Source organism: Paenibacillus sp. MB22_1, from assembly GCF_047200555.1.
Classification (GTDB): Bacteria; Bacillota; Bacilli; order Paenibacillales; family Paenibacillaceae; genus Fontibacillus; species Fontibacillus phoenicis.
In genome coordinates, this window is sequence record NZ_JBLADV010000002.1 from 731,816 (window position 1) to 755,872 (window position 24,057).

Here is a 24,057-nt window from a genome sequence, read left to right on the forward strand (position 1 = left end):
TCATAATTTCAAGCTGGCAAAGACTAAATTGAGTTCGTTTTTTACCTAAGTTATCTAATGCGCTCATCAATGAGGCTCTTTTAGTTTATCGTTAGATGCATATAGCAATACTTTGTTTCATTGGATTAAGGCATTTTATAGGCCTAACAGCATACCTTGTATCATGGATGATAGTTATGGTTTAACCATATAGGATGGCTTCACATGGCTAAATGTGTATTTCTGCAGCTTAATACCCTTCCCTTTTATAAACTCATCTACAGCTTTCGTAGCCCCTTCAACTGTCCCGTAATCATCAATAACAATAATTCCACCCGGTACAACCCTATCATACAATAGTTCCAACCCAAGCTTGGCTGGCTCATAAACATCTGTATCAATATGCAAAAGGGAAATTCTCATTTGCGGTCTCTTGTCAATATAGTCCGGCAAAGTATGGAGAATGTTGCCCTTTACTAGATCGACATTTTGAATCTTCTTTTGCTCTAAGCTTTTATAAAGATCTTCCTGGCTTAAGAAGTCACCTTCGAATTGCTCGTTCCACTTTGAAACGAACTGTTTATCACTTTCCAAAGCATAACTAGCTGGAAATTCCCCAAACATATCGAAACCGATAATTTTTCTTGAATTTTCATTTTCTAGCAATTCCCTGAATGATGCGAATTGAATTAGTGAGTTACCTTTAAATACGCCTAGCTCTATCAAGTCACCAGGGAGTTCAATAATTTGTTTATAGAGTTCATAATGGGCTAAAAAGTTCCCCATTCTATAAACTTCTGACGTAAGTATAAAGCCGTTTTCATAGTAAAAAGCTTTGTCCACTTCGTAACCGTGAATAGTCATTTATTCTTTTCCCCTAACTACTAATTCTTGATTTTTTATCAACACTTCTGCAATTTGAAAATCAATCCAGTCGTCAATATCAACAGAATTCTCTTTACTCATGATGTAAGCGCCGCATCGATCACTAAACAAAGTTTTGTCATTCATGATAATATCTCTCTTAACAATGTAAATTGCCCCATTCAACCTATACAATTTAGACAGGTCCTGTCGTCGTAAATCAGTACGGGACTCTTGTTGATCGTATTTAACAAGTATTCCCTCGTTGATATCTCTTAAATAGTAAGGATGATCACTTGTCTCCACAACACTTTGAAGAGATTCTACATGTAGTCTCTGATATTGATTCCAAGCCTGATCGATATCATTGGCTGTTCTTAATGGGGAAGTTGGCTGAAGTAGAATCACATCATTAACCTTACAATTAAAATGTTTTTCATAATAATCGATAGCATGGATCATAGCATCTACACTTTTAGCTTCATCCGTTGCTAATTCGGCAGGTCTTAAAAAGGGGACCAGTGCTCCCGCCTTTCTTGATACTTTTGCAATCTCCTCATGGTCAGTCGTAACAAGAACTTCATCTATACAATGACTGGATAGAGCTGCTTTAATAGTGTATTCAATTAATGGGACTCCATTTAACGGCTTGATATTTTTGAGAGGTACTCCTTTAGATCCTCCTCTTGCCGTAATGATAGCAAGCGTTATTGATTTTCCCATCTTGCAAGCTCCTCTCCACTTATTATCTATATTGAAACTCAACAGGCACAAAATGCTTTTGCGGACTGGACTTCCAAATGGAGCCCTGTTCAAGTATAGATATGAATTTATCAGCACTATCGCCTGATCCAAACGTGGTTCGTCTCGGATACCGTGTACCTGATATTTGATTAATAGCTTGCAGAATCTGCTCTTTTCTTTCACCCACATTAACTATGTTTTGTGCTATTTCCGGGTTATATCTTCCGTACTGACGGTTTCCTAAATCTATAACAGGAACGCCGTATACTTCCGCTTCCCTGATACCCGCACTTGAATTTCCAATAATGAAATCAGCATGACTTAGCAAGGTCAGGAAATATTCAAAGCGAATTGATGGGAAAATCCGAAAATTCGAATTCCCCTCTAGCCGAGCATACGCATTAATTATTAGGTGGCTGCCCTCATCATTATTTGGATAAATTACAACATAATTCTTTTCTGAAGCTAAAACAGCCTCCACTACTTCACTTATTTTGTCACCTAACAAAGTCACTTCTGTGGTTACTGGATGATACATGAGGATAGCATAATCTTCAAAAAATATCTCATATCTGTTCTTAGCATCATAAATGCTAGGTAAATACGCTGAGTTCATAATATCGATATCAGGTGATCCGATAACATAAATAAGTTCTTCTTTTTCTCCTAATTGAATCACTCGCTGCTTTGCTTCCTCATTGGCCACTAAATGAATGTGAGCAAACTTGGTAATTGCATGACGAATGGATTCATCGATAGTTCCTGATACTTCTCCTCCCTCAATGTGGGCTACCTGAATATTGTTAATAGCCCCAACAATCGCTCCTGCTAACGCTTCAATCCGATCACCATGAACAACGATAAGGTCGGGAGAAATTTCAGAAACATAATTACTAAATCCGAGAATGGTATTACTTAGTGTAATATCCATAGGTTGATTCAGTTTCTGATTTACAAACTTGTAAATGTTAACAAACCCGTCGTTTTCAACTTCTTTGTAGGTTGCTCCATATTTAGAAAGCAGGTGCATACCTGTCACAAAAATATGGAGCTCAAAATCAGCGTGCTGATGAACTCTTCTCATTAATGATTTAAGTTTTCCGTAATCTGCCCTAGTTCCAGTTACAAAAACGATCTTCTTCATGTGGTTTCCTCATTCCATTATTACTCCACATCGGTCCAGCATAAATGTTGATCTTGCTTAATATCTTTAGCAGCTCGTTTACCTAGCAGATCATTATAATGAGCAGCTCGAATCTCCCCAGTACCGGGACGTTTTACCCATAAGTTTTCCTTCGTGAAAACTTCACCCTGATTAATGTCTTTTATTGCAACTACTGTGGCAAATGCAAAATCTATCGTCACTTGTTCCTCTTGAGCTGCCTTTTTTTCTCCACCTCTCATTAAGGCAATTTCAGCGCTTCCCTTAATAAGTTCCCGAAGTTCCTGAGGATCCATCGAACAGATGATGTCTGGACCTGGCCGATCCTTAGAATCCGTAAAATGACGTTCTAATATCGATGCACCCAGAGCCGTTGCTGCCAAACAAGCGTTGTTATTCACAGTATGATCCGAAAGACCGACAACCGCATTCGGAAAAGAACGCTGAAGTTCTTGCATTCCACCAAGCCGCACCAGAGATGGTGGCGTAGGATAAACATTGGTACAATGGAGCAATGCGTAAGGTACCTGATATTTTTCTACAATTTCAACAGTCTTTCGGATACTTTGAATATCATTCATGCCAGTGGAGATGATCATCGGTCTTCCAAAGGAGGCGATATGTTCAATTAAGGGATAGTTATTGCACTCCCCTGAACCGATTTTATAGGCTAGAACATCCATCTTCCGTAACCGATTAGCAGCTGCTCGTGAAAATGGGGTACTTAAATAAATCATTCCTAATTGTTCAACATACTTTTTCAGTTCCAATTCATCCGATTCATTTAATGCGCATCGTGACATTACATCATAAATTGAAACATCCGTATTTCCAGGAATGACTTTTTGGGCCAAGGGGCTCATTTCATCGTCAACGACGTGAGTCTGATGCTTAATGATTTCTGCACCAGCCTGATAAGCTGCATCAACCATTTGTTTCGCCGTTTCAAGACTCCCCTCATGGTTAATACCGATTTCCGCAATCACAAGAGGCGGATAATCTTCACCGATTTTTCGAGTACCAATTTGAATATATGGCTTACTCATTCATTTTCTCTCCTAATAACATGCTGATTTAATCTATTAATCGCAGTATTAAATATTTTCTTTAATTCAGGTGTAAATTCTATGATTTTGGAAACCAAAGTCCCCATATGTTCAACAATTAATTCTCCCTTTCGCTTTAGGTCATTGGTTTCGGCGATTTCTGGAACATACCTCATAAAGACATTAATTCCATGTCTTAAAGAGTAACTATAAAACCGCGTAAAGATGTCTTGCTCCGTTACATACGTCCAAAGTTTGTCTACTTTCTTGAGCTTTTTGAATACATGAGAATCATTTGAAAAACTGAGCTCACTAGCTAAATCCATTAACTCCCTCTTCAACCTTCTACACTTCATCTCAACATCGTCTATCGAGGATGTCAGGGTCTTCATTTTTTTGATGACTCTCTCCATACGTTGTTTCGTTAATTCTGAATCCAAAGACATAAAAAATGAGGAAAGGGTAAATTGATGTTTAGGACATTGAATGAGTTCCGGATATAAATCATCCATTGAAATCCACTCCGTCCCCTTGATCACTGCTCCTTTTTTTGAAGTATTGAGAATGCTAACTCCAGATAATTTAAGAATTTGTATTAAAATTTGCAGATCATCTAATAAGACTTGCATGTTTGCCTTCGTTTGATTGTAAGTACCTTCTACATTTAAAACCGTCATGTCCGCCTCAGAAATAGCTTTAAACTTATCGTCTTCAGAGATATGATTAGCTCCTGGCGCATAATATTGTCCATCAGTAAATGACAGATCCTGCCCCATTAGGATAATCTCATTTATCCCCATGAATACAGCTATCTGAATAGCTAGCCCAGTTACGGTGGCTGTAGAGATAAACTCAGGGATATCTTCCATTTCAGTCAAATATGGAATAATTTGATCATTTAAAAACAAGAAATGATATGCGTCGCTCTGATAACAATCAGTAATCTCGTAATATAGTTGCGGGCAGAACATTAATGGAACATCAGATGTATCTACATTTTTAAAAACGTTGAAGTTCTCTGGCCGACCGTCCATCGAAACAACAAAGTGAGGTACTATTCCATAGTGTTTTAACACTTGTATGCTAGATCCAGCAGCAATGATAAGACAATGATCTTTAAGCTTTTTGAGATAATGGATGTCCTTCTTCAGGGAAGGCCCAGAACCAACAACAATTGCCTTTAGCTTAGTATCTTTGCACTTATCCTTAAGAGGTGCAATTGATTCATTGCTTATAACATGCGGTAAATTATTCAAAACACTTCCTAACCAAGTATTTTGGTTAAGTTCCAATGTATGAAAATTTGCAATTTGCAGCAAAATTCTTTCCCTAATTTTTTTTTCAAAATCTTCTATAAAGTCGGGGAATATTTTTTGATATATCGGCGGTGAAATACAATCAAATGAATCATACACATTTGACGAAATTTCCTCAGCTAATCGAAAGGCAACAAATTCATCTTGTCCTACAGCAAATCCCCGAACGCGTGGATCAGAAAGAGCAACGCTGATATCTCTTGAAGTAAGCCATGACTGAAATATTTTAACGCTAGGCTCATATACATATATGTTGGGGATTTCTGTATTCTTAATAATTTCCTCAAGATAATAGCCAAGTCCACAACCAATAACAAGTAAACACTTCACTTCTGCAAGACGATTCCTAAGAGAATTCACCCATCGTTGTGCTTCATGAAGCGCATTATACTTACTATGAAGATTGTAGGATAAATCGGTACCAGAAGTAAAAAATAGATTGGGTTCCTCGTAACGAGTAGTACAAGGCGTAACAGTATATTCTGGCTCTAGATCATGGCGATCAACAATAGATAAAAGAGACGGGTAATGACTTGTTAAATATTCAATATTGGCTTCATACAAACCCATTACTTTCCCACCTTTTTTATATATCAAGCTCTAAGAACTTCTCCAGGGCTGTAACGATCTCATATTGAATCAAATCACCAACTAAAACCAAATCTTGGTTTTGTACCCCGCTACTCAACTCAGAAATAATTACTTGAAGCTCTTTAATAATGGGATTCAGATTAAGGTCTCTGTTTAAAACTTGCATAAATTCAAATGCGTGAATTAACCAATCTAATCCTTCAATAAACTGAGAAAATAATTTCCACCCCTCTTCATTAACCCCTCCATAAAATTGGTCAGCCAACTCATGACACGCAGGTACAAGTTTCTCAAGGTATTCCCGAACAACTAATTTTGTTTCCAAATAACTATCTAGCTTACTTTTTGTTTCGATATGAACTTCTCGAATCCGATCATAGTATTTTGAAATATATTCCTCATATCCACTGAACAGTTCTTGATCATCAATCTTCACACAATAAATAAGCCGGTCCATCTGATAGATTTGATCAGTGACCACCTTCCACCAGTCATTAATATTGTTATAATTTGATTCAAGAAATGTCTCCTTGATACAATCAATTGTCGCTTTCAAATATCCGCACCTCATTATTCAAATTAAACTTCTTATTGGTTTTATCGGCTTTATTGTCAATTGACTGAATAGCAAAAAAGCCCCCATTTTCTGGGAGCTTTTTATGCTTAAACGATAAAATGATTAAATTAACCCAACAGTTTAAGTACAGCTTGTGGAGCGGAGTTAGCTTGTGCCAACATTGCAGTACCAGCTTGAACCAAAATTTGGTTCTTCGTGAATGCAGTCATTTCAGTTGCCATGTCAGCATCTTTGATACGGGAGTTTGCAGCAGAAAGGTTTTCTGCAGTTACGCCCAGGGAGTTAATTGTGTGCTCCAGACGGTTTTGGTAAGCACCCAGTTGAGCACGGTTTTGAGAAACAGTGTCAATTGCCTTAGCAACAGCAGACATAGCGTTTTTCGCATCTGTTACTGTAGAAACGGTAATTGCATTAATACCAAGAGCTGTCGTTCCGTTATTAGACAATTTAACCGAAAGGGTTTCAGCTTTAGAAACACCAATTTGGAAATCAACTGTAGCAGAAGTGTTCAACAGGTTAACACCATTAAACTTGGAGTTATCTGTGATACGGTTGATTTCAGTAAGCAATTCAGAAACTTCCAGTTGAATTTTCTTACGATCATCTTGTACATAAGTACCGTTAGCAGCTTGGTTAGCCAACGTGTTCAAACGTTGCAGCATGGAGTGAACCTCAGTCAAGTCACCCTCAGCCGTTTGAATGAAGGAAATACCGTCTTGAGCGTTACGTTGAGCTTGGTTCAAACCGTTGATTTGGTAAATCATTTTTTCGGAAATTGCCAAACCAGCAGCATCGTCAGCAGCGCGGTTGATGCGGTAACCGGAAGACAGTTTTTCCATCGTTTTGCTCATTTGCGTGTTGTTGAAGTTCAGGTTGCGGTTAGCGTTGATAGCGCCAACGTTCGTGTTAATAAACATTCCCATTACTAATCATCCTCCATGATTGGTTTTATATTGGCTACATCCTTGTGGCCTAATTAATATATCGGATATTATCTGATAGTTTTTTAGCGTTTTTTTTAATTTCGTGGGACAAAAATACTATTTTTTTTCATCCACATACAATGGAACCTGATCATTACGTTGCAAACTGTAATAGGCATTCATTACCTTGCGTTGGTTGTGAACACTTTGTAAATTCACACTTGTATTCTCAAAATTTACTTTAAGAACAGTTTTGACTTTTTCGATATTTGTCTCAACTTCACGAAGAATCTCCAATCGCCACAATTGATCTGTTAAATGTTCCATATCTTGCAGAATTTCGTCCAATTTATTAATTTCATGTGTGCATTGATTCCATTCTTGATGTAGATTCAGAAAAGAGGTCAAATTGTTAACCAGATCTTCCTCCAACACATCGAGATAAGCCAACTGTTTTCTTGAATTATCCAAAAGTTTCAAATAGAGTGTCTTCTGCTGTTCAGACAGTTCAACATAATTAAGATCCAAGTGTTCCTCTCTTTCCGATTTCTTCCCAAGCGGATCTCAATTCTTCAAGAATCCCGATCACTTCATCTATAGGAGCAATCAGCTTTTTGATATTCGCCTCTATCAAACGATCTATCATATATAAATATAAGTTATTAAGATTTGAAGCCAATTCTCCTCCTTCTTTAAGATTCAGAGAAGAAATCAATTCGTAAATAATATCCTCTGTTTTTTGGATGAAACTATTCGTTTTCTCGATATCTTTTTTATCTATCGCATCTTTAGCTTTCCCTGCAAATTGGATCGCCCCATTGTACAACATTAAAATCAATCGATGGGGGGAGGCGGTTTCATATTTATTCTTTTGATAGGCTTGGTAGCCTGCAAGGTTAGGTGATACCAATGACATCATCTCCAGTTATTATGCTGATAGACTAAAAAGTAGACATGGAGAACCGAGAATCGGGTAAAATGAATCTATCCAAATTCGAGGTGCTACCATGACGAAAAAATACGATAAAGAATTTAAACTGCAAACGATTCAGATGACTACTCTATTGACAGAGGTACATTATGATGACGAGGAAGTCGACTTAGTTAATGCCGTAAGTTGAGAAGAAATCCAATCCGATTGGCTATTTAGCGTAGACATTACTACTTCCAAATTAACAAACTTCGTCTTCAAGGAGGCCTCTTTGATTTCCAAACGATCATTCATGCTTTGAATTTGTTCTGTAAGATATGAAATCTCAGAGTCGTATCCTTTGATTTTTGAAGTAATGATGCCTTCAACACTATCGGTCCAAGCTTTCATAACTTTTTTAAACATGGTGCCGATACCGTCTTGTCCAGTTACTGTATTATCCTCATTTGCAACAGCTTCACTGGTGAACATTTTTTCAACTTCTGCTGGATTTTGCTGTAGTTTTTGCTTAAACAACTCTTTATCAAAAGTTATCGTACCTGTCATCAAGGACGCACTCGTAACTCCTTTGTCAACTTCCAGTCCAATATCGGAAAGGAGTTTGAATCCTTTTGTATCCCCTACGACGGCATTCATCATATCAGCTAATTGGTTCCGCAAGGATCGCATGGTTGAGTCACCTTGTAATGTTAAGGAGAGAGAGCCGTCACTATTCTTTGTTGATTTCTGAGTATTTTCCTTTATCGTATTAATAATATCGTTATAAGCTTTTACGAATGCTTCTACCTTACCCGTAATCGTATCAACATCTTGAGACACATTGACTGTCGATAAACCTTTGTTGCTCAAAGTTAACGTGACGCCAGGAATCGCATCCTTGATCGTGTTTGTCGAACTGACAATTTCTATTCCGTTAACCGTAATCTTAGCATCCAGTGCTTCTTGTTTCTCACTAAAAAGCCAGTTAGAAGTAGTTTCGTAATCGATTTTATTAGCTGCTCCCGACTGCTTTGAAGTAAGAACCAACGACCTCTTGCCGTCCTCAGTTTGGATTACCGAAGCCTGAACTTTGCCATCTGTTAGACTATTAATGTGCGAGGCAATAAGATTTAAGGCCTCACCTACTGTTTTCCCCTCAAGTTGGAGCTTTGTGAGATCTATAGAGTCCGTTGTCACAGGATCCCCATTTCCATCAGTCGTTGTATATTCACCTATTTTTAAAGTGTTTGAAAAATTTGCATACTTAAATTCCGCAGATGCATCGAATGATTGAGAAGCTACCACATGTTTTTGAGCCAATTGTGTTACATTCACTGAATATTCTCCGCCCATAGCTGAACTATCAGCAGTAACGGACAACTTCGTTGTATCCGAAGAACTTGCCTTAAAGACTTGAAAACTATTCAAATCGGAAAGCGTTGTTGCTGCATCTTTTAAAGTAGAAAGCTTGGTATTCAGTGATTTAAATACGTTTTGATATGCTGTTGTAACTTGCTTTTTGGTTTCCAGTCGCTTTAACGGGAGCTTCTCCTGGGCCATAATCGCATCTATGTACGAAGCCGAATCAAAACCTGAGGCTAAGCCTGTAAAGCTAATAGTCATCATCATTCACCCTTTCACCGCACATTATAATCTCTCATCTATAAACAAACCGATCATTTCTTTCATTTTTTTCGATAATTCAATTAAAAATTCAGGTGGTAAGCTAGATAAAACTTCCTTCGTTTTGGAATCAATCACTTCCACATAAAGCTGATTAACCTCTTCGTTATACTTGAAGTGAAGCTCCTTGCCAGAAGCCGCTATAGACTCATTAAGCTTCTTAATTTGCTCTTGCATTTTTTCAAGTTCTTGTTTGGATTTATCTTGTTGTTGATCCACTTGATGATTCTCTATTAACCTAATTCCTTTTATAGATGAGCCCAATTTATAGGCGGCTGTGGTTGAAGTAATTTTCTCAAACCCTAATGATTCTAAACGATTCACATTCATCTTCTCACCACCCTGATATTAAATTTTGAATTCCTTAAGTAAATGAATAAGCTGATCTTGAGGTAACCCTTGAAGCTGTTCGTTTGCGGCCAAATTTTCTGCAGCAACCCCTTCGTACAGTTCTTTACGTAAGATTTGAACTTCTTTGGGGGCAAGGAACCCCAGCTTAATCTGGTCTCCCTCAATACCAAGCACCTGTATTTGAATATCATTGCCAATCATGACGACTTCCCCAATCTTCCTTCTGAGTACCAGCACTTAAGGGCCCTCCTTCTGTAAAAGCGGGTGTCGAATTGGCAATTCTTGATCTTTGATGATATATTGGCATCCTTTTAAAGAATTGGGGGCCAACAAAATCGGCGCTAATAAATTGACAAACAATTGCTCAGGCGTGACGTTAACTACAACCATAACCGCGACATCCTCAGCCGACTCTAGCCCGAGCATTTCGACTACCTCATCGTTAAGTTGAAAACTGTAGTCCGAAACTGCCTGATGAGCTGGCAACAGTATAAAATTAACCTCTTCCTCAAGCGCATGTAAAACGAAGAAAGGAGTACCATCCATGGGAAACAATGCATATTCCTTAATGTCCGGCAGCCCAGCAATTCCCGGTTCAAACCTATAGATTTGCTGTTCCTTAACATCTAACATTCCATAAATCGAACTCTCTACTTGTCTCATTTCGGGAGTGCCCCTCTCGGATCAACCGTAATTTCAGGTGGATAGATGCGAAAATCGATTAATACGCCTTGGTGCGGGATCGTTTCAACAGTAATCTCTTTCTGACCATTTCGCATATATCGATCGTGGGCGATTTTCCCAAACACATTTTTCTCACCCACAGCGATATTCATCATTCGGTCGCCCTCTTGTGCTTTGATCGCCACATCCTCAATTGCTTTTTCCATTGCAGCTTGCCCTAATTCTTTCGCAACTGTAATTGGCCGTTTCAGTTCCATATCATAGAACACACTTGTCCAATCGGTCTCCATTTCGGCAGATTTCATCCGAATTGTTATTTCAGCAGGCCGGTAAATCCCCCAGTCGGCTGGAAAGACGGGTTGAATACTTGGCATAAGGCCCTCCTCTACCAACGGCATTCCCTTTTATCTCAAGAAATCAACAAGCGAAGTCTGCATAATTCTCGCTCCTGTTGAAAGAGCCGCTTGAAGTACAGTTTCTTTGGACTTCAATTCTGTAATCGCAGCAGCAACATCCACATCGGCAACATTCGCTCGTTGTTCCTTCAAACTAACTTGGTCATCCAAGATCCGCTCCTCCATCAAGGCAAATCGATTCATACGGGCACCAACTTCCGCCCAACTGATCGAAAGACGGTCTGCCGAATCATCAATCTTGTCCAGCGCCGCGGTGATCCCAGTAACATTATTAGTATCCAGAGCATTGGCGAGATCATCCAATACTTGAAACACGTTATCGGTATTTGCAGCGCCAAAGACAACTTCTCCTGTAATACTAACTGGCACTTTTACAGAGGGGCTTACATTCAGATAGAACAAACCTGGATCCGTCGTCTCTCCAGCAGCTCCCGCCACCGTATATGGAGCTTGATCTGTTTTCTGCCCATTAAATAGGTAACGACCATTATAGGTGCTATTACCGATCGTCACCATTTGTTCCTTTAACTGCTTAATTTCTGCCGAAATTGTCTGGCGCTGTTGCGCGTCATATGTACCATTGACTGCCTGCAAGGTTAATGTACGTGCTCTCTTAAGAACATCACTAGCTTGCTGAAACAAAGAATCCATCGTTTTCAGGATTTCCGTCCCGGTCTGTGCGTTCAGCAGGAACTCCTCGCTCCGCGCCAAATCCGTATCATACCGCATCTGATAACCAACGCCGATCGGGTCATCGCTGGGTTTGCTGATTTTTTGGCCGGTGGCCAACTGTTGTTGGCCGGTCGTTAGCGATGAATTGATATTTCGTAAATTCTTTAGCAGCTGCAAGTTCTGCATCATGCCTGTTACTCGCATTGGTCGAACCTCCTCATTCTCACCTTAGACCGTTATCGGGACTATAGTCCGACGCGTCCCATCGAATTGATGACGCGATCCAACATCTCGTCCACCACCGTCATATTCCGGGCCGCTGCATTATAAGCTTGCTGGAAGCGAATCATATCGGCCAATTCTTCGTCCATGGAAACCCCACTTACGGATTGACGCAAAATTTGTAAATTGTCAGTCATCGTTCGTTCGTTCTCATAATTGCGCTCGGTATTGCTGGCCCGGATCCCCAGATCGGCCGTTAAAGCCCGGAAGTAGTCGTCCGTCGTACCCTCGGAAAGCGAGGTGAGCGCGTCAGGGAACTTGAAGATCGCATCTCTTAAGCCCGCGATCGCATTCGCAATGTCGCTGTTCCCCCGAATCGTCGTATTTACGCCGTTGATCACCTCGTATTGCGAGGAAGCCGCTATTTTATTCGTATCTGCTAGAATGTCGGGATTGACTTTAATATCATCAATGGAGAACGTTCCACTGTCGGATACAAAGAAAGGAATTCCAGTAGAGCTTGGCTTCGTTAAGGAGTAGCCCAGTTGATGTAATCCATTAAACCCTTTGACCATGACATCCATGGAAGAAGTAATCTTGGAGCCGGCCGGGATCACCGTACCTGCGGCTACGGTGCCCATCCCATCAACTGTAACATCATTTAACGCTACAATATCTGAGGACGTAACGTATCCGTTGCTTAAGGTAACTTTGATATCCCCAGTCACCAGGGTGCTGACTAAACCATTTAATTGGTTGCGGATCAAGTCCGTCTCCTGCAGGGATTTGACATATCCGTTTAATTGTCCCGCCGTAGCTGTGTTCGCATTAGCTGCGGTCAGCGGCGTAACAGTGTCACCCGTCAGTACGTTAACCCCCGCCGAGGTGATGTTCACCATCCCATTCTCGTCTTCGGTGTATTGAACATCCACAATCGTCGACAATTGATCCAACAGCAAATCCCGCTGGTCACGATAATCGTTGGCATGATCCCCAAAGCTCTCATTGTCGCGGATCAGCACGTTCAGCCGAGCAATATTATCGAGAATATTGTTGGCCTCCAGCACTTTCTTATCGATATTCGTGTTTATATCATTTCTCAAGTTGTTCAAGGATTCACTAATATGCTTTAACGTATCGACCAGGTTACTGGCCGCGCCAGCGACAGCTACGCGGGCACTCAGCAAGGAAGGATCCCGGTTCAAGGTCTCCCACGAATTCCAGAAATCGTCCATAACAGCGCTAAGCCCGTTACCTGAAGGTTCATTAATGATATTTTGAATCGCGGTCATGCTCGAATTAAGAACTTCCCATGACCCGAGCATCTGATTTTCCCGACGGAATTGCGTGTCCAAGAAAGTGTCTCTCACCCGCGTAATGCTCGTATACTCAACCCCGGTCCCCAATTGTCCAGGCTGTGCACTTTTCGTCATGCCCATTGCCCAAATCGGATTGGCTTCCGTCAGATTCACCCGTTGGCGTGTATATCCTTCGGTGTTCGCGTTGGCAATGTTATGCCCCAGCGTCTGCATGGACACCGTATTTACAAAAAGCGCTCGTTTACTCGTTTCTATCCCATGAAAAGTAGAGGTCATCTTTTATTCCCCTTTACCCTTGCGAATGATTATGCCTTCGTATCAAACATGCTTCTTGCCGATGCTTTCTTATCTTGAGCCAATGGAGGGGAGTACGTCGTGCCTTCGTCTTCGCCGCCAATCATCAAATTCAAGGAGAAATCAATAAAAGAGAGCGATTGTTGAATTAGTTGCTGATTCAGATCGTTTACCCGTTTCAGTTCCATCAGGCGCTCACCAAGCTTCCGTCTAGCCTCATCCAGCATACGCTTCTCTTCCGGATCAAACACGAGCCGGAGAAGCTCCGATACCGTTAATTCCAGCTGAGATCGGATGCCTTTGCTTTGCAGGAAAGTCTGTGCGGATGCAAACAGTTGTTTTTCCTGTTCTTCGATGGCCTTCACCAATTTCGATTCTCGGGACATCACGCGAACCAGTTCTTCATAACTTCGCCCTAATATGGATTGCTTCTTCAATTCCATGACTTCAAGCAATTCGGCGTGAAGATCATCCATCTGCTTCAGAATTTCGATGAGTGGCTGAACTGACATACTAACCTCCTATTTCTCGTTCAGAAAAGACTTGAAGTAAGGGACAAGCTTGTCGGCGAGCTTGCGTGCTTCCACCTGATAGGTTCCTGCGGAAACTTGCGCCTTTAACTCTTCAATCCGCTCGGCCCGCTCGGGATCGATTCCGACCTCCTGCGCTTTCAAGAGTTCCTTGGCTTCCGCCGAAATCGAGACCTCATCCTTGCGGCGAGCTTTGTTATCTGTATCTTTACGTTGCGAATCAATCTGGCGTTGATAGTTATTGATGGCTCCAACCCGTCCAGTTTCATTGATTTTCATAGGGCTTCACCTTCCTTCCAAATAGAAAAAGCCGATAATCTTTACTAAGTTTATCGGCGGCACTGAAATTATTTTTAATAGCGAAGCATTGGATGTTTAAGAATATTATGCCAAAGAATCACGGTTTTAGTCATTGGGGACTACGGAATTTGTCGATGGCGCTGTAAGCCCCACTTCCGCTCTTTTCTCCCGATTCGTTTCTTCTGGAAGTGTCCTCTTTCAGGGCGGAGTTCAAATCCCGAGTCAGCCGGGCACGGCATGAATCGCACATATTCCCGTCACGAATCAAGACACCGCACACTTCGCAAGGATACATCATATTTGGGTTATTGGCGATCGAAATGCGCCCCTCTTTGATGAACTTGGTAATTTGCCGAATGGATACGCCCGTCGCTTCATGAACCTCTTGGATCGTCGCAGACTTCTCCTCACGCAGATACTTCAGGCACTTCTCGTACTCTGCTTCAATATCTTTAATGCAAGAAGGACAAATGTCTCTGAAATTTTTAGCAAACAGTTTCCCGCAGCGTGGACAATTTCCAAGCTCCATCCCCATGCGCTTACAGTCCTTTCTTGAAAACATCATTTGATGTTAGATTACCTTATGACTAGGTCATTCGTCTATAACTTTATCAACAATTTTGAAGAATTTTGTAAAAATTTAGGGTTAGGAACGTGCCCAGGTCAAGCAATAAATTTCGATCCGTTTCCCGATTTGTCCCCCCAATTCGTGCAATACACGAGAGCAGGCCTCCAACGTACTCCCCGTCGTATAGACATCATCGACGAGAAGAATACGTATCGGCTCGGGTGAAGGTTCAGTTAGAGTTCGGGAAAAAGGATCTAGTCCTGCCGCTTGAAAACGCGGGAGTTTCTTCTCTGTAACTTGCGGAATCGTTTGTACCTTTGGCGGATAGGAATCCTCCCATGAAACTGCACCAAACCACGATGACGCCCAGGAGGAAGAGTTTCGCTTCAATTTCACTTCGTTTACTGCAGCCAACAATTTGTCGGCAGCGTGAGCGGTTAGCTGAAAAACATCATGTAAATCATGCAGACGTTCCCAGCGGGTCTTAAAGCTTTGTTTCTCAGTGTGACGGGTGCGTTCCAGCAAGTTCAAGTACGGAATACGCCCGGCAGACGCAGCGCCATACGCCAAACGTGTTGCTTGATTAAACCCCCGCTCCTGCATGCGGTTATGGCTGACCGGCACCGCCGTCACGGCATGGAATCGAAACGGGATCGCATTGCGATTACCGCTTGAAGCCGCTTCGTTGATTTCCTTCACCATACGCCGATACGCCATTCCTGTCATCCTGGCAAGGACCGTCCCATATATTTCATTGCCCCGATACTTGTATTGGGCAAGCCACTCCCGCATGAATGGGCTGTACATCACCGCGCTTCGGTTCATAACAAAGCTGCGCGGTGCTTGTCCTGTCCGAGTGCAGTCCGGGCAGCCTATCGACCGGCCGCAGATTTGGCAGCGAGTGGTTTTGATCCAAGGGATCGAAAGATAGCAGGACAAGCAGATTTCCGGGTAACCTCGGACGCGTTCGGAAATGGTTTTGCCGCAGGTTAAGCAGGGAATCGCAGGCGGTGCAAGCAATTGATGCAGCGGAGAAAGCAAGCTCGTCCAGGAAAAGGTACGTCCCTCATGCAGCCAGCTCATCCCGGAGGATAAGGCGTTCGAGGTAAAGTCATCCGCAGAATGGACGCCATGTGCCGTTTCGGGAACCTTCCTCATTGAAGCATTACCGTACGCCTGTTCAAGGCAAGCTTTGCCACCTAGCCGCTCATAGGGATTTTGCATAGGACTTGGGGATGTTTTCACGCGACTCCAATTTCGGCTCCGTATCCGGAACCCGCCGCTTGCAACACTCTGGGATGACTTCATCATATTATTGAACCTCCTTTACCTTTATAAAGCCGTTTTTGTAAGCAGCCGCGTTCATCATTCGGATTTGCCGAATCGCATCTCGCTGCGACTTGGTCCACGCCGGTGCGGCAAACACAACCTTTCCGTTCGGATCGTCCTTGGAGCGGCCGGCTCTTCCTGCCATCTGCACCAATGAGGCTTCATCAAACAAGTCGCTGTCCGCATCCACTATGTATACATCGCTTTTGGGTACGGTGACCCCGCGCTCCAGAATCGTTGTCGTCACCAGCATGCGAATTCGCCCTTCCCGAAAGGCGCGCACTTTCTCATTCCGGTCCGGATCGGTGGAAGAAGTCCCTTCAATACGGATCCCGGGAAAATAAGTCCGCAAGAGCTCAGAAAAAGTTGCAATTTGGCGAATCCGCGTGACAAAGAGAAAAATCTGCGCCCCGCGCTGAACGGAATGCCGCAGCGGGTGAAGCAGTGCTGAGGGCAACACGCGGCGGCGAAGGCACAACTCCACGCTCGCCATAGTGATTCTTTCAGGAACCGGCAACGGGTGGCCGTGATACCTTGCCGGTACTTTCGCATGCGGTAACCGCCCCGCCCGGATCTCTCTTCGCATCCGCGCAGGCGGCGTCGCAGAGAGGAGAATAAACCGCCCCTCCGGTTTGCAAGCGGCCTCCGCCGCGAAGTTCAGCATCGGATCGTTGTGATACGGAAAAGCATCCAGCTCGTCGATCACAACCAAATCAAAGGCCTGGTAAAACCGCATCAGCTGATGGGTTGTAGCCAAGATCAACCGCGCCTCCTCCCATCGCTGCGGGCTTCCGCCATACAAGACCGCCATCGGCTCCTCGGGAAAAGCCTTCGCCACCCGCGGCGCCAACTCCAGCACGACATCACGGCGCGGCGTCGCGACCAGCACCCGGCCGCCGCTATCCAATGCATAGCGCAGCAGAGGGAAGACCATCTCGGTTTGTTATCGTATTGCCCTTCCTTGCCCTCTAAAACACGTTTAACCCTGTATTATCAAGGCATCTCGGCGTTTTGCATTGCCCTTCTTTGCACGCCTTAAAACAGGCGAAAATAGTCCGAAATTTTGCGCATTGTGGGCAAATTGTGGGCAGAGGCTTTGTTGAAATCCGGCTACCGACGCTTCGGCGACCCTTTCTTTACCTCTTGAATAACCGGCTTGTTTTAGGTTAAAATAAGAACATACGTTCCTAGTCGAAAGGTGATATTTATGCCGCCACAAATAACCAACGAAGAGTCATCTTACGTCAAGCTTTACCTCATACTGCCGCTGATCCTGGCGGCTTTTGAACGGGATAAAAAGATCGCGGAAAAGGTATTTAAAACGCCGAGGCCATATGTGTCACTGCTGGAAAACGCGATTAAACAGGTCGAGGGCGAGCTTCGTGAGGTTCGTAGGAAGTTTCGGCTTCATGGCCTTAAGGTATACGAAGAACAACATACCGGGATTGGGATTGAAGCTAAGTACCTTTGCCGGGGCTATCACTACAGCATGACACTTTCCTGGAGCTTGATCAAAGCGGAATCATCGGTCCTCATGGAAAAGTTTCTTGGTCTAGACATTTTTAAATACATCAACCCGTCCGATCCAGGAGATAAGTATTGGTTGCCCAGTGAAAAAGAAAAAAGCCCCGCCAGCCCATAAGGCCAGCGAGGCTCTTTTGCTACCGGTGCTTCCGGATTTCTACTGCCAGTATATGATATATGGGTAAATCTGTAAACTATCTATTTTGTGACGGTGGCTGTCTTCGTTTTGTTATCCCAGGAAATCTTTGCCCCAAGAGCCTCACCAACGGCTCGGAGCGGTACCATAGTAACGCCGTCGATCAGCTTCCCATCGTCGACCTTCTTTCCATTTACGATCACAGTCACCTTGTCGCTCACCAGTCCTGCCTCCTTCTTTTTCAGCCCTAGATACTTCGCAATCCCGATGACGTGACCGGTCACGATCGCATCGATTACGTCAGACCGTTTAAGCTTCGCAGCATCAGCGGTAACGTCGATAAACAAGTTTTCGGTCAGCACTGCCGGCATTTTGCTCTCCCGGACCATATGCAGATTGGCCGCCTTCTGCCCCCGATCTATCACGCCAAACGGCTTGATCGCGGTAAGGATTTCGGTATGCAAGACGTTTTGGAATGCCCTAGATGCAGCTGAGGCATTCGTATACCTGAACGATTCGAAGCCCCCCGCTCCGCCTCCGGCGTTGCAGTGGACAGATACGAGCAGATCCGCCTCGGCAGCATTCGCTTTTTGCGTACGGTCTGCCAACTCCAAAAATACATCCGTGCTGCGGGAGAGTATCACCTGCACGCCTTCATATGCACTTTCCAATCTCACCTTAATCGCCAGGGACACCGCGAGCGCGATGTCCTTCTCCTTCAATCCATTCGCCGCTGCGCCCGGGTCCTTTCCGCCGTGGCCGGCATCGATCCATACCTTTTTCATTATCGTTCAGCCTCCTTATCGTTTGCTCCGCCTTTACCTTGCAGTATGGCAATCGCCTTTTGCAGGCCCGGTGGAATCGGTGCCCCCAGCCGGCCTGCATTTTCAAGCAAACTCAACAGCTCATTGGAAAGGTAGAAGAATATCGCCGCGTCCCGGAATAAGTGCGCATCACCAAGAGCCGTATCCACCAGATGGGCAACGGCAACAATCGCAAAGATCATCACCTTTTTGGCGATCCCCCACCCCCCGATCCGGCTGCTGAGTTTACCTTCCTGGGCCGCAGCGGCCACCCCGGAAATATAATCGATTACCACGAATGCAAGTAGGATATTAAGCAACGACGACCAGCCCCCAAACAGAAATGATGCGGCTGAGCCGCCAACAGCGATGATGCCTTTGATTACGTTATCCACCATTATCATCCTCTCAAATGTAATAGCCCCCGGATCGGCTCCGAGGGCATATATGAAAACTGTTTAATTAGTAGGGCACCTTACCACGTGCCAAGCTGCTGCCTGCTTCCGCCATGCGGTTTATCCGCTCCTGCAGCTCGCGCAGCTTGACACGCTTCTCAGCGTTGGAAAGCCTCGTGTCGCTCTGAACCGCCCGAATCTCCTTCCGGACCGCCGACATGTTTTGGCTGATTTTATTCAGCCGTTTCCGCAGCGGGTCGTTGTACCAGTCTGGCAGTTCGCGCAGATCGCGGTCCGCATACGCCTGGTCAAGCTTATCCTTGTAATGATAGAACTCCGTCGACAAGTCATTTGAAAATACCGGGTCCGCTGTCATTTGCTGAGACAATGCATAGCCAGCATCCCCGCCGGACGACAGCAGCGGTTGGCCAAACTGCCCGATGAACCCAGTGTACTGCCGCACCAGATAGTCAATATTTTTGGGGCTAACCTCAAGAATAGTTCCCGGAAAGTATCGATTCGTCAGCTCGCCGATCTTCCGCGCCGGCCAGGTTGTGTTGGCATCCGCCTGCAGCCCGGGAGAGAGATTTTGCAAATAACCCGGAACGATCGGAGCGCCGGACCATGATTCATTGGCCACCACATCGACGCCAGGCCCAAGGATTGTATCACCAAGCAGACCGCCGATGAACCCACGCTCCCCAGTTATCCCCTGCAGCCCCGGCGGGATGAATGTCGTACGGATACGATCAGCGAAGTCCCGGAAAGCCGCCGGGTCCTGCTCGAAGAACAAGCGCATGAGTCGTTCCGGAAGGTCGCTGAATATCGTCCCTTGCTCCTGTGGCTTGGCAATTTTTATGAATCTACCATCACCACGTGGAATAAGAAGGAAGGCATCCTTCGTCCGGTTGCTCAGTTTTTGGTAATCTGGATTGTCGTAGTTGAGAGCGTACAAAGCCATGGTCGGTAATGTAATCGCCAATACTGACTTGATAACAGCTTTGACCGGATCATCCCGATAAGTCCGAATGGTCTTGTCCAAACCCTGGATCGCAGCGTTGAAATATGGGAAAACCTTGTCAATCTCCCCGGATAACGCCCCACGCCGTTTGAAGTTTGTTGTGATGTCTTGCGCGGCCATGAGTGCTGCCTGCAAGTCTCCCCCCTGCGCACGCACCCGTTTAAATTCGGAAAGTCGCGGCGCAGTTTCAAGTGCGTTCAGGAAATTCTCGTAAGAATCCCGAAGGCCTCGGTGTACCCTGACCGGCCCAGACTGAGGCAGCACCGCGTTTTTACTTTGCTGGAGCAAGTTACGGTCTGCCGCAATTGCGGAGGAGTGACCGCCGCCGATATTCAGGAAGTCCCGATACGCTCCGCGCTTAAGTCCGATATCTAGTGCAGCACTAATCAAGTCGGCCATAAATGAAATCGGGTTATCGCTCGTCTTACTGGCGATATAGGCCTGCGGGATGTCTCGGAAAATGTTCCGCGTCAGCGAAAACACCGGGTTACTGCCGGTAGTCAACAGCTTCATGGTGTTCGTGAGTCTACCAACCATATCAAGCATCCAGGGTGATCTTTCCGGTCCGAGGGCCGTCAACGCGCTCAGCAGCTGCTTGTCCTTGATCTTGACGTGGACCGCATTGCCGTCAACCAGCGCCCGGACGATGTTATCCTTGTCGAGCTGCGTCCGCTGCATCGCTTTGTCGAAGTCAGCGGAAAAACGGAACAGTAGCTCATCCAATCCTCCCTCATCCAGCACAATCTTCGTGATGTCCTCTGGCTTCTCCGGCTGCTTGACGATCTCAGCCCAAGGCTCAAAATCCTCCGGCGCCCGTTCGATATTCCGCACATACTGCTGCATGACCTGGTTCCGCTTTGCCGATTTGACGTAGGCATCGACGTTCTCGATGATCGCCTCGATCGGCGAGATGATCAGCCGCTGCGAGCCGCCTTTCTGGTAAGACTTAACCGGATTGGACTGGTTCCCGAATCCGCGCTTTTTGCCCCCGAATCCCTTCCCTGTCTTCTCCAACTCCGAAAAATACCGTTTGTTCGGCACGTAGAAAGGATTTTGCTCAACCCAAGAGTCCAGCATCGACTGCGGGATCATTCCGGTATCGACAAGCCACTTTTGCGCCAGCTCTCGCTGGAAGTTATAAAGCTTATCAGCCATCTCCTTAAACTGCGGGAACATCCGCTCATACTCTGCAACTTTCTGGGCCCCGTAGGCAGGCGTCCAGTTGAGATCATCACGGAATACTTTCTCCCCGCGTTCAAACCGCGTAATCGCATGCTTGTTGATGAGATAGTCTTCAAAGTCCACATAGATATGCTTGTTCCGTCGCATCAGCGGACGAAGCGGCGCAAGGATGCTCTTAAGCGATTCGCCCACAACTTGGCCATTGGCATCTACAAGTCCGTCCGTAATGATCCTTTTGGCCACGACATCGGCACCGCGCGAAGCCAGGCCAAGATCATGTATCCGCTGACTCGACGGCAGCGCTTCGCCCATGACCTTTTCAAGCAACTTATCCTGTTGGTTCAGTGGGTGGAGATCATCCACCAATGCGGTGTACAGCCTATCAGCGTTCACCGTGAGCCCGCGGGCTTCCCGCTTCTGCCGGCTCACCAGCTGCGACCGAGTATCCGTTCGGAGAGAATCGTATGGATCAGTCCGGGAGAAAGGCGTGATCCCCAGCCCTCGCTGCGGTTCAAATTGCTCCGGACGCAAGACCGGAGGAGCATTTGGATCGACCTCAGGCATAGGGGGTGCAGCAGCTTCGGGAATGACGGGCTGCTGTTGCGCCCTTGGACGAACGTCCCTAAGCTTCTCTGTTACGAGTGGCTGATCAACCACACGTAATGCGGGATCAATCTCCCGAAGGCTGTTCTGCAGGTTTTCACGCACGGCTATGAGACCAGCCAACTGTTCATCATACCCGGATTCAGCCCGCCATGACGGCATATTGCCCGCTTCGTCGACAAAACCGTTATCCACCCGTTCCCGGGCAAGCTCATAAAGATCACGGTTTGTCGGGACCCTGCCGTTCTTTCGATAAAACTCCTGATACCATAATGGATTTTCTGAGATCCGCCCTGTGCGGCCGACTACATCACCGGCTGCATTCCGCTGCAGGCTCCCCTGTTGCACACCACCCCGGCTATCCCGGGATGCTTTCAGGTATTTGTACTCATCGATCACGCGCTGCTCGTACTGCGTCTGCAGTTCATTAATGGCGCGGTCGATCTCCTGCAGTCCCGTACGGCCTTCTGCCGCATTCGCCGCTGCACGAATCGATGCCGGAGAAGCTTCAGGCAATTCAAACGTGTACGGGTTGACGATGGGCTCCGTACCGGCAGGTAGATTGGAGCGTTCCACTGCGGCGGCCATGCGAGCGTCCCGGCGGCCTTCCGGTAACGCGAGGATCTCGTTGATCTCGCTTTCCGGTATGCCGTTACGCTTGAGCAAATTGGACAATCCTGCGCCGGCCGCCCGCAGCGCCGCTCCGGTGACTCCGCCGATCGCTCCACCTGCAGCTGCGGATTCCAAAATGCCCCGGTCGTCCTGGCCGCTCATTGCCCCGAAGGCGGCCCCCTGCATAACGCCAGCGGCTCCTTCGCGCAGCGCTTCCCGGGTGACTGCCTGTGCGGTCTGCGGCCGCACGACCCTGCCCAACTGCCGGGCAGCTGCCTGTTCCACACGTTGCGCTGCCGGCGACGCCAGGACGCGATCCGCTACGTCATAGGTTCCAGCGATCGGACCGGCTCCAACTGGAGCCCCCGTCGGTACAAAGGCCGACAAGACCGATCCCGCAATATCAGCCGCTTTGTTGGCAACAGGACTTCCGGTATCCGGCTGAATCGTCGCCGGGTTACCGCCGGATAGAACCGCATCGGCCTGATGACCAACCCGGGAAACAAAACGACCTACGGGATTACCGTAGGTCAGCCAGGTCATGCCGCGGGCATAGGCTTTGATCGGAGCAGGCGCTTTGCTCTGATTGATCTCAGCGATACGACGATCGTATTCAGTTGTTGGCTGGCTCGTTGCTATGGACTGCTGCTTCGGTGCGCTGGCCTGTGCCGCATTGATCAGATTAAGCGGCGTCACCGCACCAAATTGCTGTTGCAGATCAGCCATAGGAACGTCCTCAACAAAAGGAGAATAGTTCTTTATCGCCTCTGTACGAGGATTGATCATCTGCGTTTGAGCAGACGGTCTCAACGATCCGCTCCTAATCCGCTGCCGGGCTTCTTCGCCCAGTTGGCGGCGTCTTATTTCTTCAGCTCTTGTGGCCATTTAACCCACCTCATTTTCCGAGGATTTTTTGGATGTATTTTTGCGTCTCGGTCGGTGCGTGACTGAGCCAGTTGTTGCCGTATTTTTTAACGGCCTTGTCGACGTTACCACCGCCCCAGTTGTAACCGGCCAGCGCTTTGGCGAGATCCCCATTGTATTTAGCGATCAAGCCGCTAAGCATCTTGGCTGCTGCGTCAGCAGCCTGATTGACGTTATAGGGGTCGATCCCGTACCCTTTCGCAGTAGCGGGCATGAACTGAAACATCCCCGCAGCGCCGCTCTTGCTGTTTCTCGCATTCGGATTAAAGCTTGACTCCGCGCTTGCTACGGCAGCGAGAAGACCGTCAGGCAGCCCGTACTTTTTCGTTGCCGTCGAAATGATGCCAGCGTATTTGGACGGCACATTTACGCTGGCT

26 protein-coding genes are annotated in these 24,057 nt (G+C 45.8%); 1 reads left to right on the plus strand and 25 read right to left on the minus strand.

The annotated features are described in order from the left end of the window. Window positions 1-174: 174 nt before the first annotated feature. The 21 genes from ACL02P_RS15155 to ACL02P_RS15255 all read right to left on the minus strand — a co-directional run bounded on the left by ACL02P_RS15155 (window position 175) and on the right by ACL02P_RS15255 (window position 17,414). The gene (locus tag ACL02P_RS15155; RefSeq protein WP_412837598.1) at window positions 175-843 is read right to left on the minus strand and encodes a TylF/MycF/NovP-related O-methyltransferase; all 669 of its coding nucleotides are present in this window, start codon (window positions 841-843) and stop codon (window positions 175-177) included. Then, a complete protein-coding gene (locus ACL02P_RS15160) occupies window positions 844-1,566 on the minus strand; it encodes a cytidylyltransferase domain-containing protein (RefSeq protein WP_412837599.1) in 723 nt (240 codons plus the stop codon). Window positions 1,567-1,588: 22 nt separating this feature from the next. After that, window positions 1,589-2,731, minus strand: coding sequence for a UDP-N-acetylglucosamine 2-epimerase (gene neuC, locus ACL02P_RS15165; protein ID WP_412837600.1), 1,143 nt, complete (start codon window positions 2,729-2,731; stop codon window positions 1,589-1,591). A 20-nt stretch (window positions 2,732-2,751) separates the two neighbouring features. After that, window positions 2,752-3,795, minus strand: a complete 1,044-nt coding sequence (gene neuB, locus ACL02P_RS15170; protein WP_412837601.1) for an N-acetylneuraminate synthase — start codon at window positions 3,793-3,795, stop codon at window positions 2,752-2,754. Further along, window positions 3,792-5,681, minus strand: a complete 1,890-nt coding sequence (locus tag ACL02P_RS15175) for a 6-hydroxymethylpterin diphosphokinase MptE-like protein (RefSeq protein ID WP_412837602.1) — start codon at window positions 5,679-5,681, stop codon at window positions 3,792-3,794. The genes neuB and ACL02P_RS15175 overlap by 4 nt, the downstream gene beginning before the upstream one ends. A gap of 16 nt (window positions 5,682-5,697) precedes the next feature. Continuing rightward, window positions 5,698-6,258 carry a hypothetical protein gene (locus ACL02P_RS15180; RefSeq protein WP_412837603.1) on the minus strand — a complete coding sequence of 187 codons (561 nt, stop codon included), beginning with the start codon at window positions 6,256-6,258 and terminating at the stop codon, window positions 5,698-5,700. A 128-nt stretch (window positions 6,259-6,386) separates the two neighbouring features. Further along, entirely contained in the window at window positions 6,387-7,202 is an 816-nt protein-coding gene (locus ACL02P_RS15185) for a flagellin (RefSeq protein ID WP_412837604.1), read from the minus strand. Window positions 7,203-7,319: 117 nt separating this feature from the next. Beyond that, window positions 7,320-7,730 carry a hypothetical protein gene (locus tag ACL02P_RS15190; RefSeq protein ID WP_412837605.1) on the minus strand — a complete coding sequence of 137 codons (411 nt, stop codon included), beginning with the start codon at window positions 7,728-7,730 and terminating at the stop codon, window positions 7,320-7,322. Beyond that, complete coding sequence (gene fliS / locus ACL02P_RS15195; RefSeq protein WP_412837606.1) at window positions 7,720-8,112, minus strand: flagellar export chaperone FliS; 393 nt, start codon at window positions 8,110-8,112, stop codon at window positions 7,720-7,722. The genes ACL02P_RS15190 and fliS overlap by 11 nt, the downstream gene beginning before the upstream one ends. Before the next feature lie 168 nt (window positions 8,113-8,280). Continuing rightward, window positions 8,281-9,741, minus strand: a complete 1,461-nt coding sequence (gene fliD / locus ACL02P_RS15200) for a flagellar filament capping protein FliD (protein ID WP_412837607.1) — start codon at window positions 9,739-9,741, stop codon at window positions 8,281-8,283. An 18-nt stretch (window positions 9,742-9,759) separates the two neighbouring features. Next, window positions 9,760-10,125 carry a flagellar protein FlaG gene (locus tag ACL02P_RS15205; protein ID WP_412837608.1) on the minus strand — a complete coding sequence of 122 codons (366 nt, stop codon included), beginning with the start codon at window positions 10,123-10,125 and terminating at the stop codon, window positions 9,760-9,762. 18 nt (window positions 10,126-10,143) lie between these two features. Then, window positions 10,144-10,383 carry a carbon storage regulator CsrA gene (gene csrA, locus ACL02P_RS15210; RefSeq protein ID WP_260071076.1) on the minus strand — a complete coding sequence of 80 codons (240 nt, stop codon included), beginning with the start codon at window positions 10,381-10,383 and terminating at the stop codon, window positions 10,144-10,146. After that, entirely contained in the window at window positions 10,384-10,809 is a 426-nt protein-coding gene (fliW, locus tag ACL02P_RS15215; RefSeq protein ID WP_412837609.1) for a flagellar assembly protein FliW, read from the minus strand. It abuts the gene before it with no gap. Then, entirely contained in the window at window positions 10,806-11,204 is a 399-nt protein-coding gene (locus tag ACL02P_RS15220) for a DUF6470 family protein (protein ID WP_412837610.1), read from the minus strand. Before ACL02P_RS15220 ends, fliW begins: the two co-directional genes overlap by 4 nt. Window positions 11,205-11,234: 30 nt before the next feature. Then, the gene (flgL, locus tag ACL02P_RS15225; RefSeq protein ID WP_412837611.1) at window positions 11,235-12,122 is read right to left on the minus strand and encodes a flagellar hook-associated protein FlgL; all 888 of its coding nucleotides are present in this window, start codon (window positions 12,120-12,122) and stop codon (window positions 11,235-11,237) included. A gap of 41 nt (window positions 12,123-12,163) precedes the next feature. Then, window positions 12,164-13,735: a flagellar hook-associated protein FlgK gene (gene flgK, locus ACL02P_RS15230; RefSeq protein ID WP_009225337.1), complete on the minus strand. Its 1,572-nt coding sequence runs from the start codon at window positions 13,733-13,735 to the stop codon at window positions 12,164-12,166. 29 nt (window positions 13,736-13,764) lie between these two features. Further along, on the minus strand, window positions 13,765-14,265 hold the full coding sequence (locus ACL02P_RS15235) for a flagellar protein FlgN (RefSeq protein ID WP_009225336.1): 501 nt from the start codon (window positions 14,263-14,265) through the stop codon (window positions 13,765-13,767). 9 nt (window positions 14,266-14,274) lie between these two features. After that, on the minus strand, window positions 14,275-14,562 hold the full coding sequence (flgM, locus tag ACL02P_RS15240; protein ID WP_009225335.1) for a flagellar biosynthesis anti-sigma factor FlgM: 288 nt from the start codon (window positions 14,560-14,562) through the stop codon (window positions 14,275-14,277). Between the two features lie 130 nt (window positions 14,563-14,692). After that, window positions 14,693-15,112, minus strand: a complete 420-nt coding sequence (locus ACL02P_RS15245) for a TIGR03826 family flagellar region protein (RefSeq protein WP_036645386.1) — start codon at window positions 15,110-15,112, stop codon at window positions 14,693-14,695. Window positions 15,113-15,229: 117 nt separating this feature from the next. Further along, window positions 15,230-16,462 (minus strand): hypothetical protein, encoded by a 1,233-nt coding sequence (locus ACL02P_RS15250; protein ID WP_412837612.1) that lies wholly within the window; start codon window positions 16,460-16,462, stop codon window positions 15,230-15,232. Window position 16,463: 1 nt separating this feature from the next. Next, window positions 16,464-17,414, minus strand: a complete 951-nt coding sequence (locus ACL02P_RS15255) for a helicase-related protein (protein ID WP_412837613.1) — start codon at window positions 17,412-17,414, stop codon at window positions 16,464-16,466. 273 nt (window positions 17,415-17,687) lie between these two features. On the opposite strand from ACL02P_RS15255, the gene ACL02P_RS15260 reads away from it, so the two are divergent. Further along, window positions 17,688-18,122 (plus strand): hypothetical protein, encoded by a 435-nt coding sequence (locus ACL02P_RS15260; protein WP_412837614.1) that lies wholly within the window; start codon window positions 17,688-17,690, stop codon window positions 18,120-18,122. Between the two features lie 80 nt (window positions 18,123-18,202). Here the strand turns inward: ACL02P_RS15260 and ACL02P_RS15265 are convergent, their stop codons facing one another. From ACL02P_RS15265 to ACL02P_RS15280, 4 genes are read right to left on the minus strand one after another with little or no spacing between them, the layout of a single operon-like run. Next, window positions 18,203-18,925 carry an N-acetylmuramoyl-L-alanine amidase gene (locus tag ACL02P_RS15265; protein WP_412837615.1) on the minus strand — a complete coding sequence of 241 codons (723 nt, stop codon included), beginning with the start codon at window positions 18,923-18,925 and terminating at the stop codon, window positions 18,203-18,205. Beyond that, window positions 18,925-19,347 (minus strand): holin family protein, encoded by a 423-nt coding sequence (locus tag ACL02P_RS15270; RefSeq protein ID WP_412837616.1) that lies wholly within the window; start codon window positions 19,345-19,347, stop codon window positions 18,925-18,927. Before ACL02P_RS15270 ends, ACL02P_RS15265 begins: the two co-directional genes overlap by 1 nt. A 58-nt stretch (window positions 19,348-19,405) precedes the next feature. Next, on the minus strand, window positions 19,406-23,641 hold the full coding sequence (locus tag ACL02P_RS15275) for an LPD38 domain-containing protein (RefSeq protein ID WP_412837617.1): 4,236 nt from the start codon (window positions 23,639-23,641) through the stop codon (window positions 19,406-19,408). A gap of 10 nt (window positions 23,642-23,651) precedes the next feature. Then, window positions 23,652-24,044, minus strand: a complete 393-nt coding sequence (locus tag ACL02P_RS15280) for a lytic transglycosylase domain-containing protein (RefSeq protein ID WP_412837618.1) — start codon at window positions 24,042-24,044, stop codon at window positions 23,652-23,654. Window positions 24,045-24,057 lie beyond the last annotated feature (13 nt).

Excerpts from the sequence above, each read along its gene's own strand:
- ACL02P_RS15205 (WP_412837608.1), bottom strand. The coding sequence starts at position 10,125 with ATGAATGTGAATCGTTTAGAATCATTAGGGTTTGAGAAAATTACTTCA.
- fliD (WP_412837607.1), bottom strand. The coding sequence starts at position 9,741 with ATGATGATGACTATTAGCTTTACAGGCTTAGCCTCAGGTTTTGATTCG.
- ACL02P_RS15235 (WP_009225336.1), bottom strand. The coding sequence starts at position 14,265 with ATGTCAGTTCAGCCACTCATCGAAATTCTGAAGCAGATGGATGATCTT.
- ACL02P_RS15255 (WP_412837613.1), bottom strand. The coding sequence starts at position 17,414 with ATGGTCTTCCCTCTGCTGCGCTATGCATTGGATAGCGGCGGCCGGGTG.
- flgL (WP_412837611.1), bottom strand. The coding sequence starts at position 12,122 with ATGCGAGTAACAGGCATGATGCAGAACTTGCAGCTGCTAAAGAATTTA.
- ACL02P_RS15220 (WP_412837610.1), bottom strand. The coding sequence starts at position 11,204 with ATGCCAAGTATTCAACCCGTCTTTCCAGCCGACTGGGGGATTTACCGG.
- ACL02P_RS15250 (WP_412837612.1), bottom strand. The coding sequence starts at position 16,462 with ATGATGAAGTCATCCCAGAGTGTTGCAAGCGGCGGGTTCCGGATACGG.
- ACL02P_RS15160 (WP_412837599.1), bottom strand. The coding sequence starts at position 1,566 with ATGGGAAAATCAATAACGCTTGCTATCATTACGGCAAGAGGAGGATCT.
- ACL02P_RS15175 (WP_412837602.1), bottom strand. The coding sequence starts at position 5,681 with ATGGGTTTGTATGAAGCCAATATTGAATATTTAACAAGTCATTACCCG.
- ACL02P_RS15185 (WP_412837604.1), bottom strand. The coding sequence starts at position 7,202 with ATGGGAATGTTTATTAACACGAACGTTGGCGCTATCAACGCTAACCGC.
- ACL02P_RS15270 (WP_412837616.1), bottom strand. The coding sequence starts at position 19,347 with ATGATAATGGTGGATAACGTAATCAAAGGCATCATCGCTGTTGGCGGC.
- ACL02P_RS15155 (WP_412837598.1), bottom strand. The coding sequence starts at position 843 with ATGACTATTCACGGTTACGAAGTGGACAAAGCTTTTTACTATGAAAAC.
- ACL02P_RS15275 (WP_412837617.1), bottom strand. The coding sequence starts at position 23,641 with ATGGCCACAAGAGCTGAAGAAATAAGACGCCGCCAACTGGGCGAAGAA.
- neuB (WP_412837601.1), bottom strand. The coding sequence starts at position 3,795 with ATGAGTAAGCCATATATTCAAATTGGTACTCGAAAAATCGGTGAAGAT.
- ACL02P_RS15245 (WP_036645386.1), bottom strand. The coding sequence starts at position 15,112 with ATGGAGCTTGGAAATTGTCCACGCTGCGGGAAACTGTTTGCTAAAAAT.
- neuC (WP_412837600.1), bottom strand. The coding sequence starts at position 2,731 with ATGAAGAAGATCGTTTTTGTAACTGGAACTAGGGCAGATTACGGAAAA.
- fliW (WP_412837609.1), bottom strand. The coding sequence starts at position 10,809 with ATGAGACAAGTAGAGAGTTCGATTTATGGAATGTTAGATGTTAAGGAA.
- ACL02P_RS15260 (WP_412837614.1), top strand. The coding sequence starts at position 17,688 with ATGCCGCCACAAATAACCAACGAAGAGTCATCTTACGTCAAGCTTTAC.
- flgM (WP_009225335.1), bottom strand. The coding sequence starts at position 14,562 with ATGAAAATCAATGAAACTGGACGGGTTGGAGCCATCAATAACTATCAA.
- flgK (WP_009225337.1), bottom strand. The coding sequence starts at position 13,735 with ATGACCTCTACTTTTCATGGGATAGAAACGAGTAAACGAGCGCTTTTT.
- ACL02P_RS15265 (WP_412837615.1), bottom strand. The coding sequence starts at position 18,925 with ATGAAAAAGGTATGGATCGATGCCGGCCACGGCGGAAAGGACCCGGGC.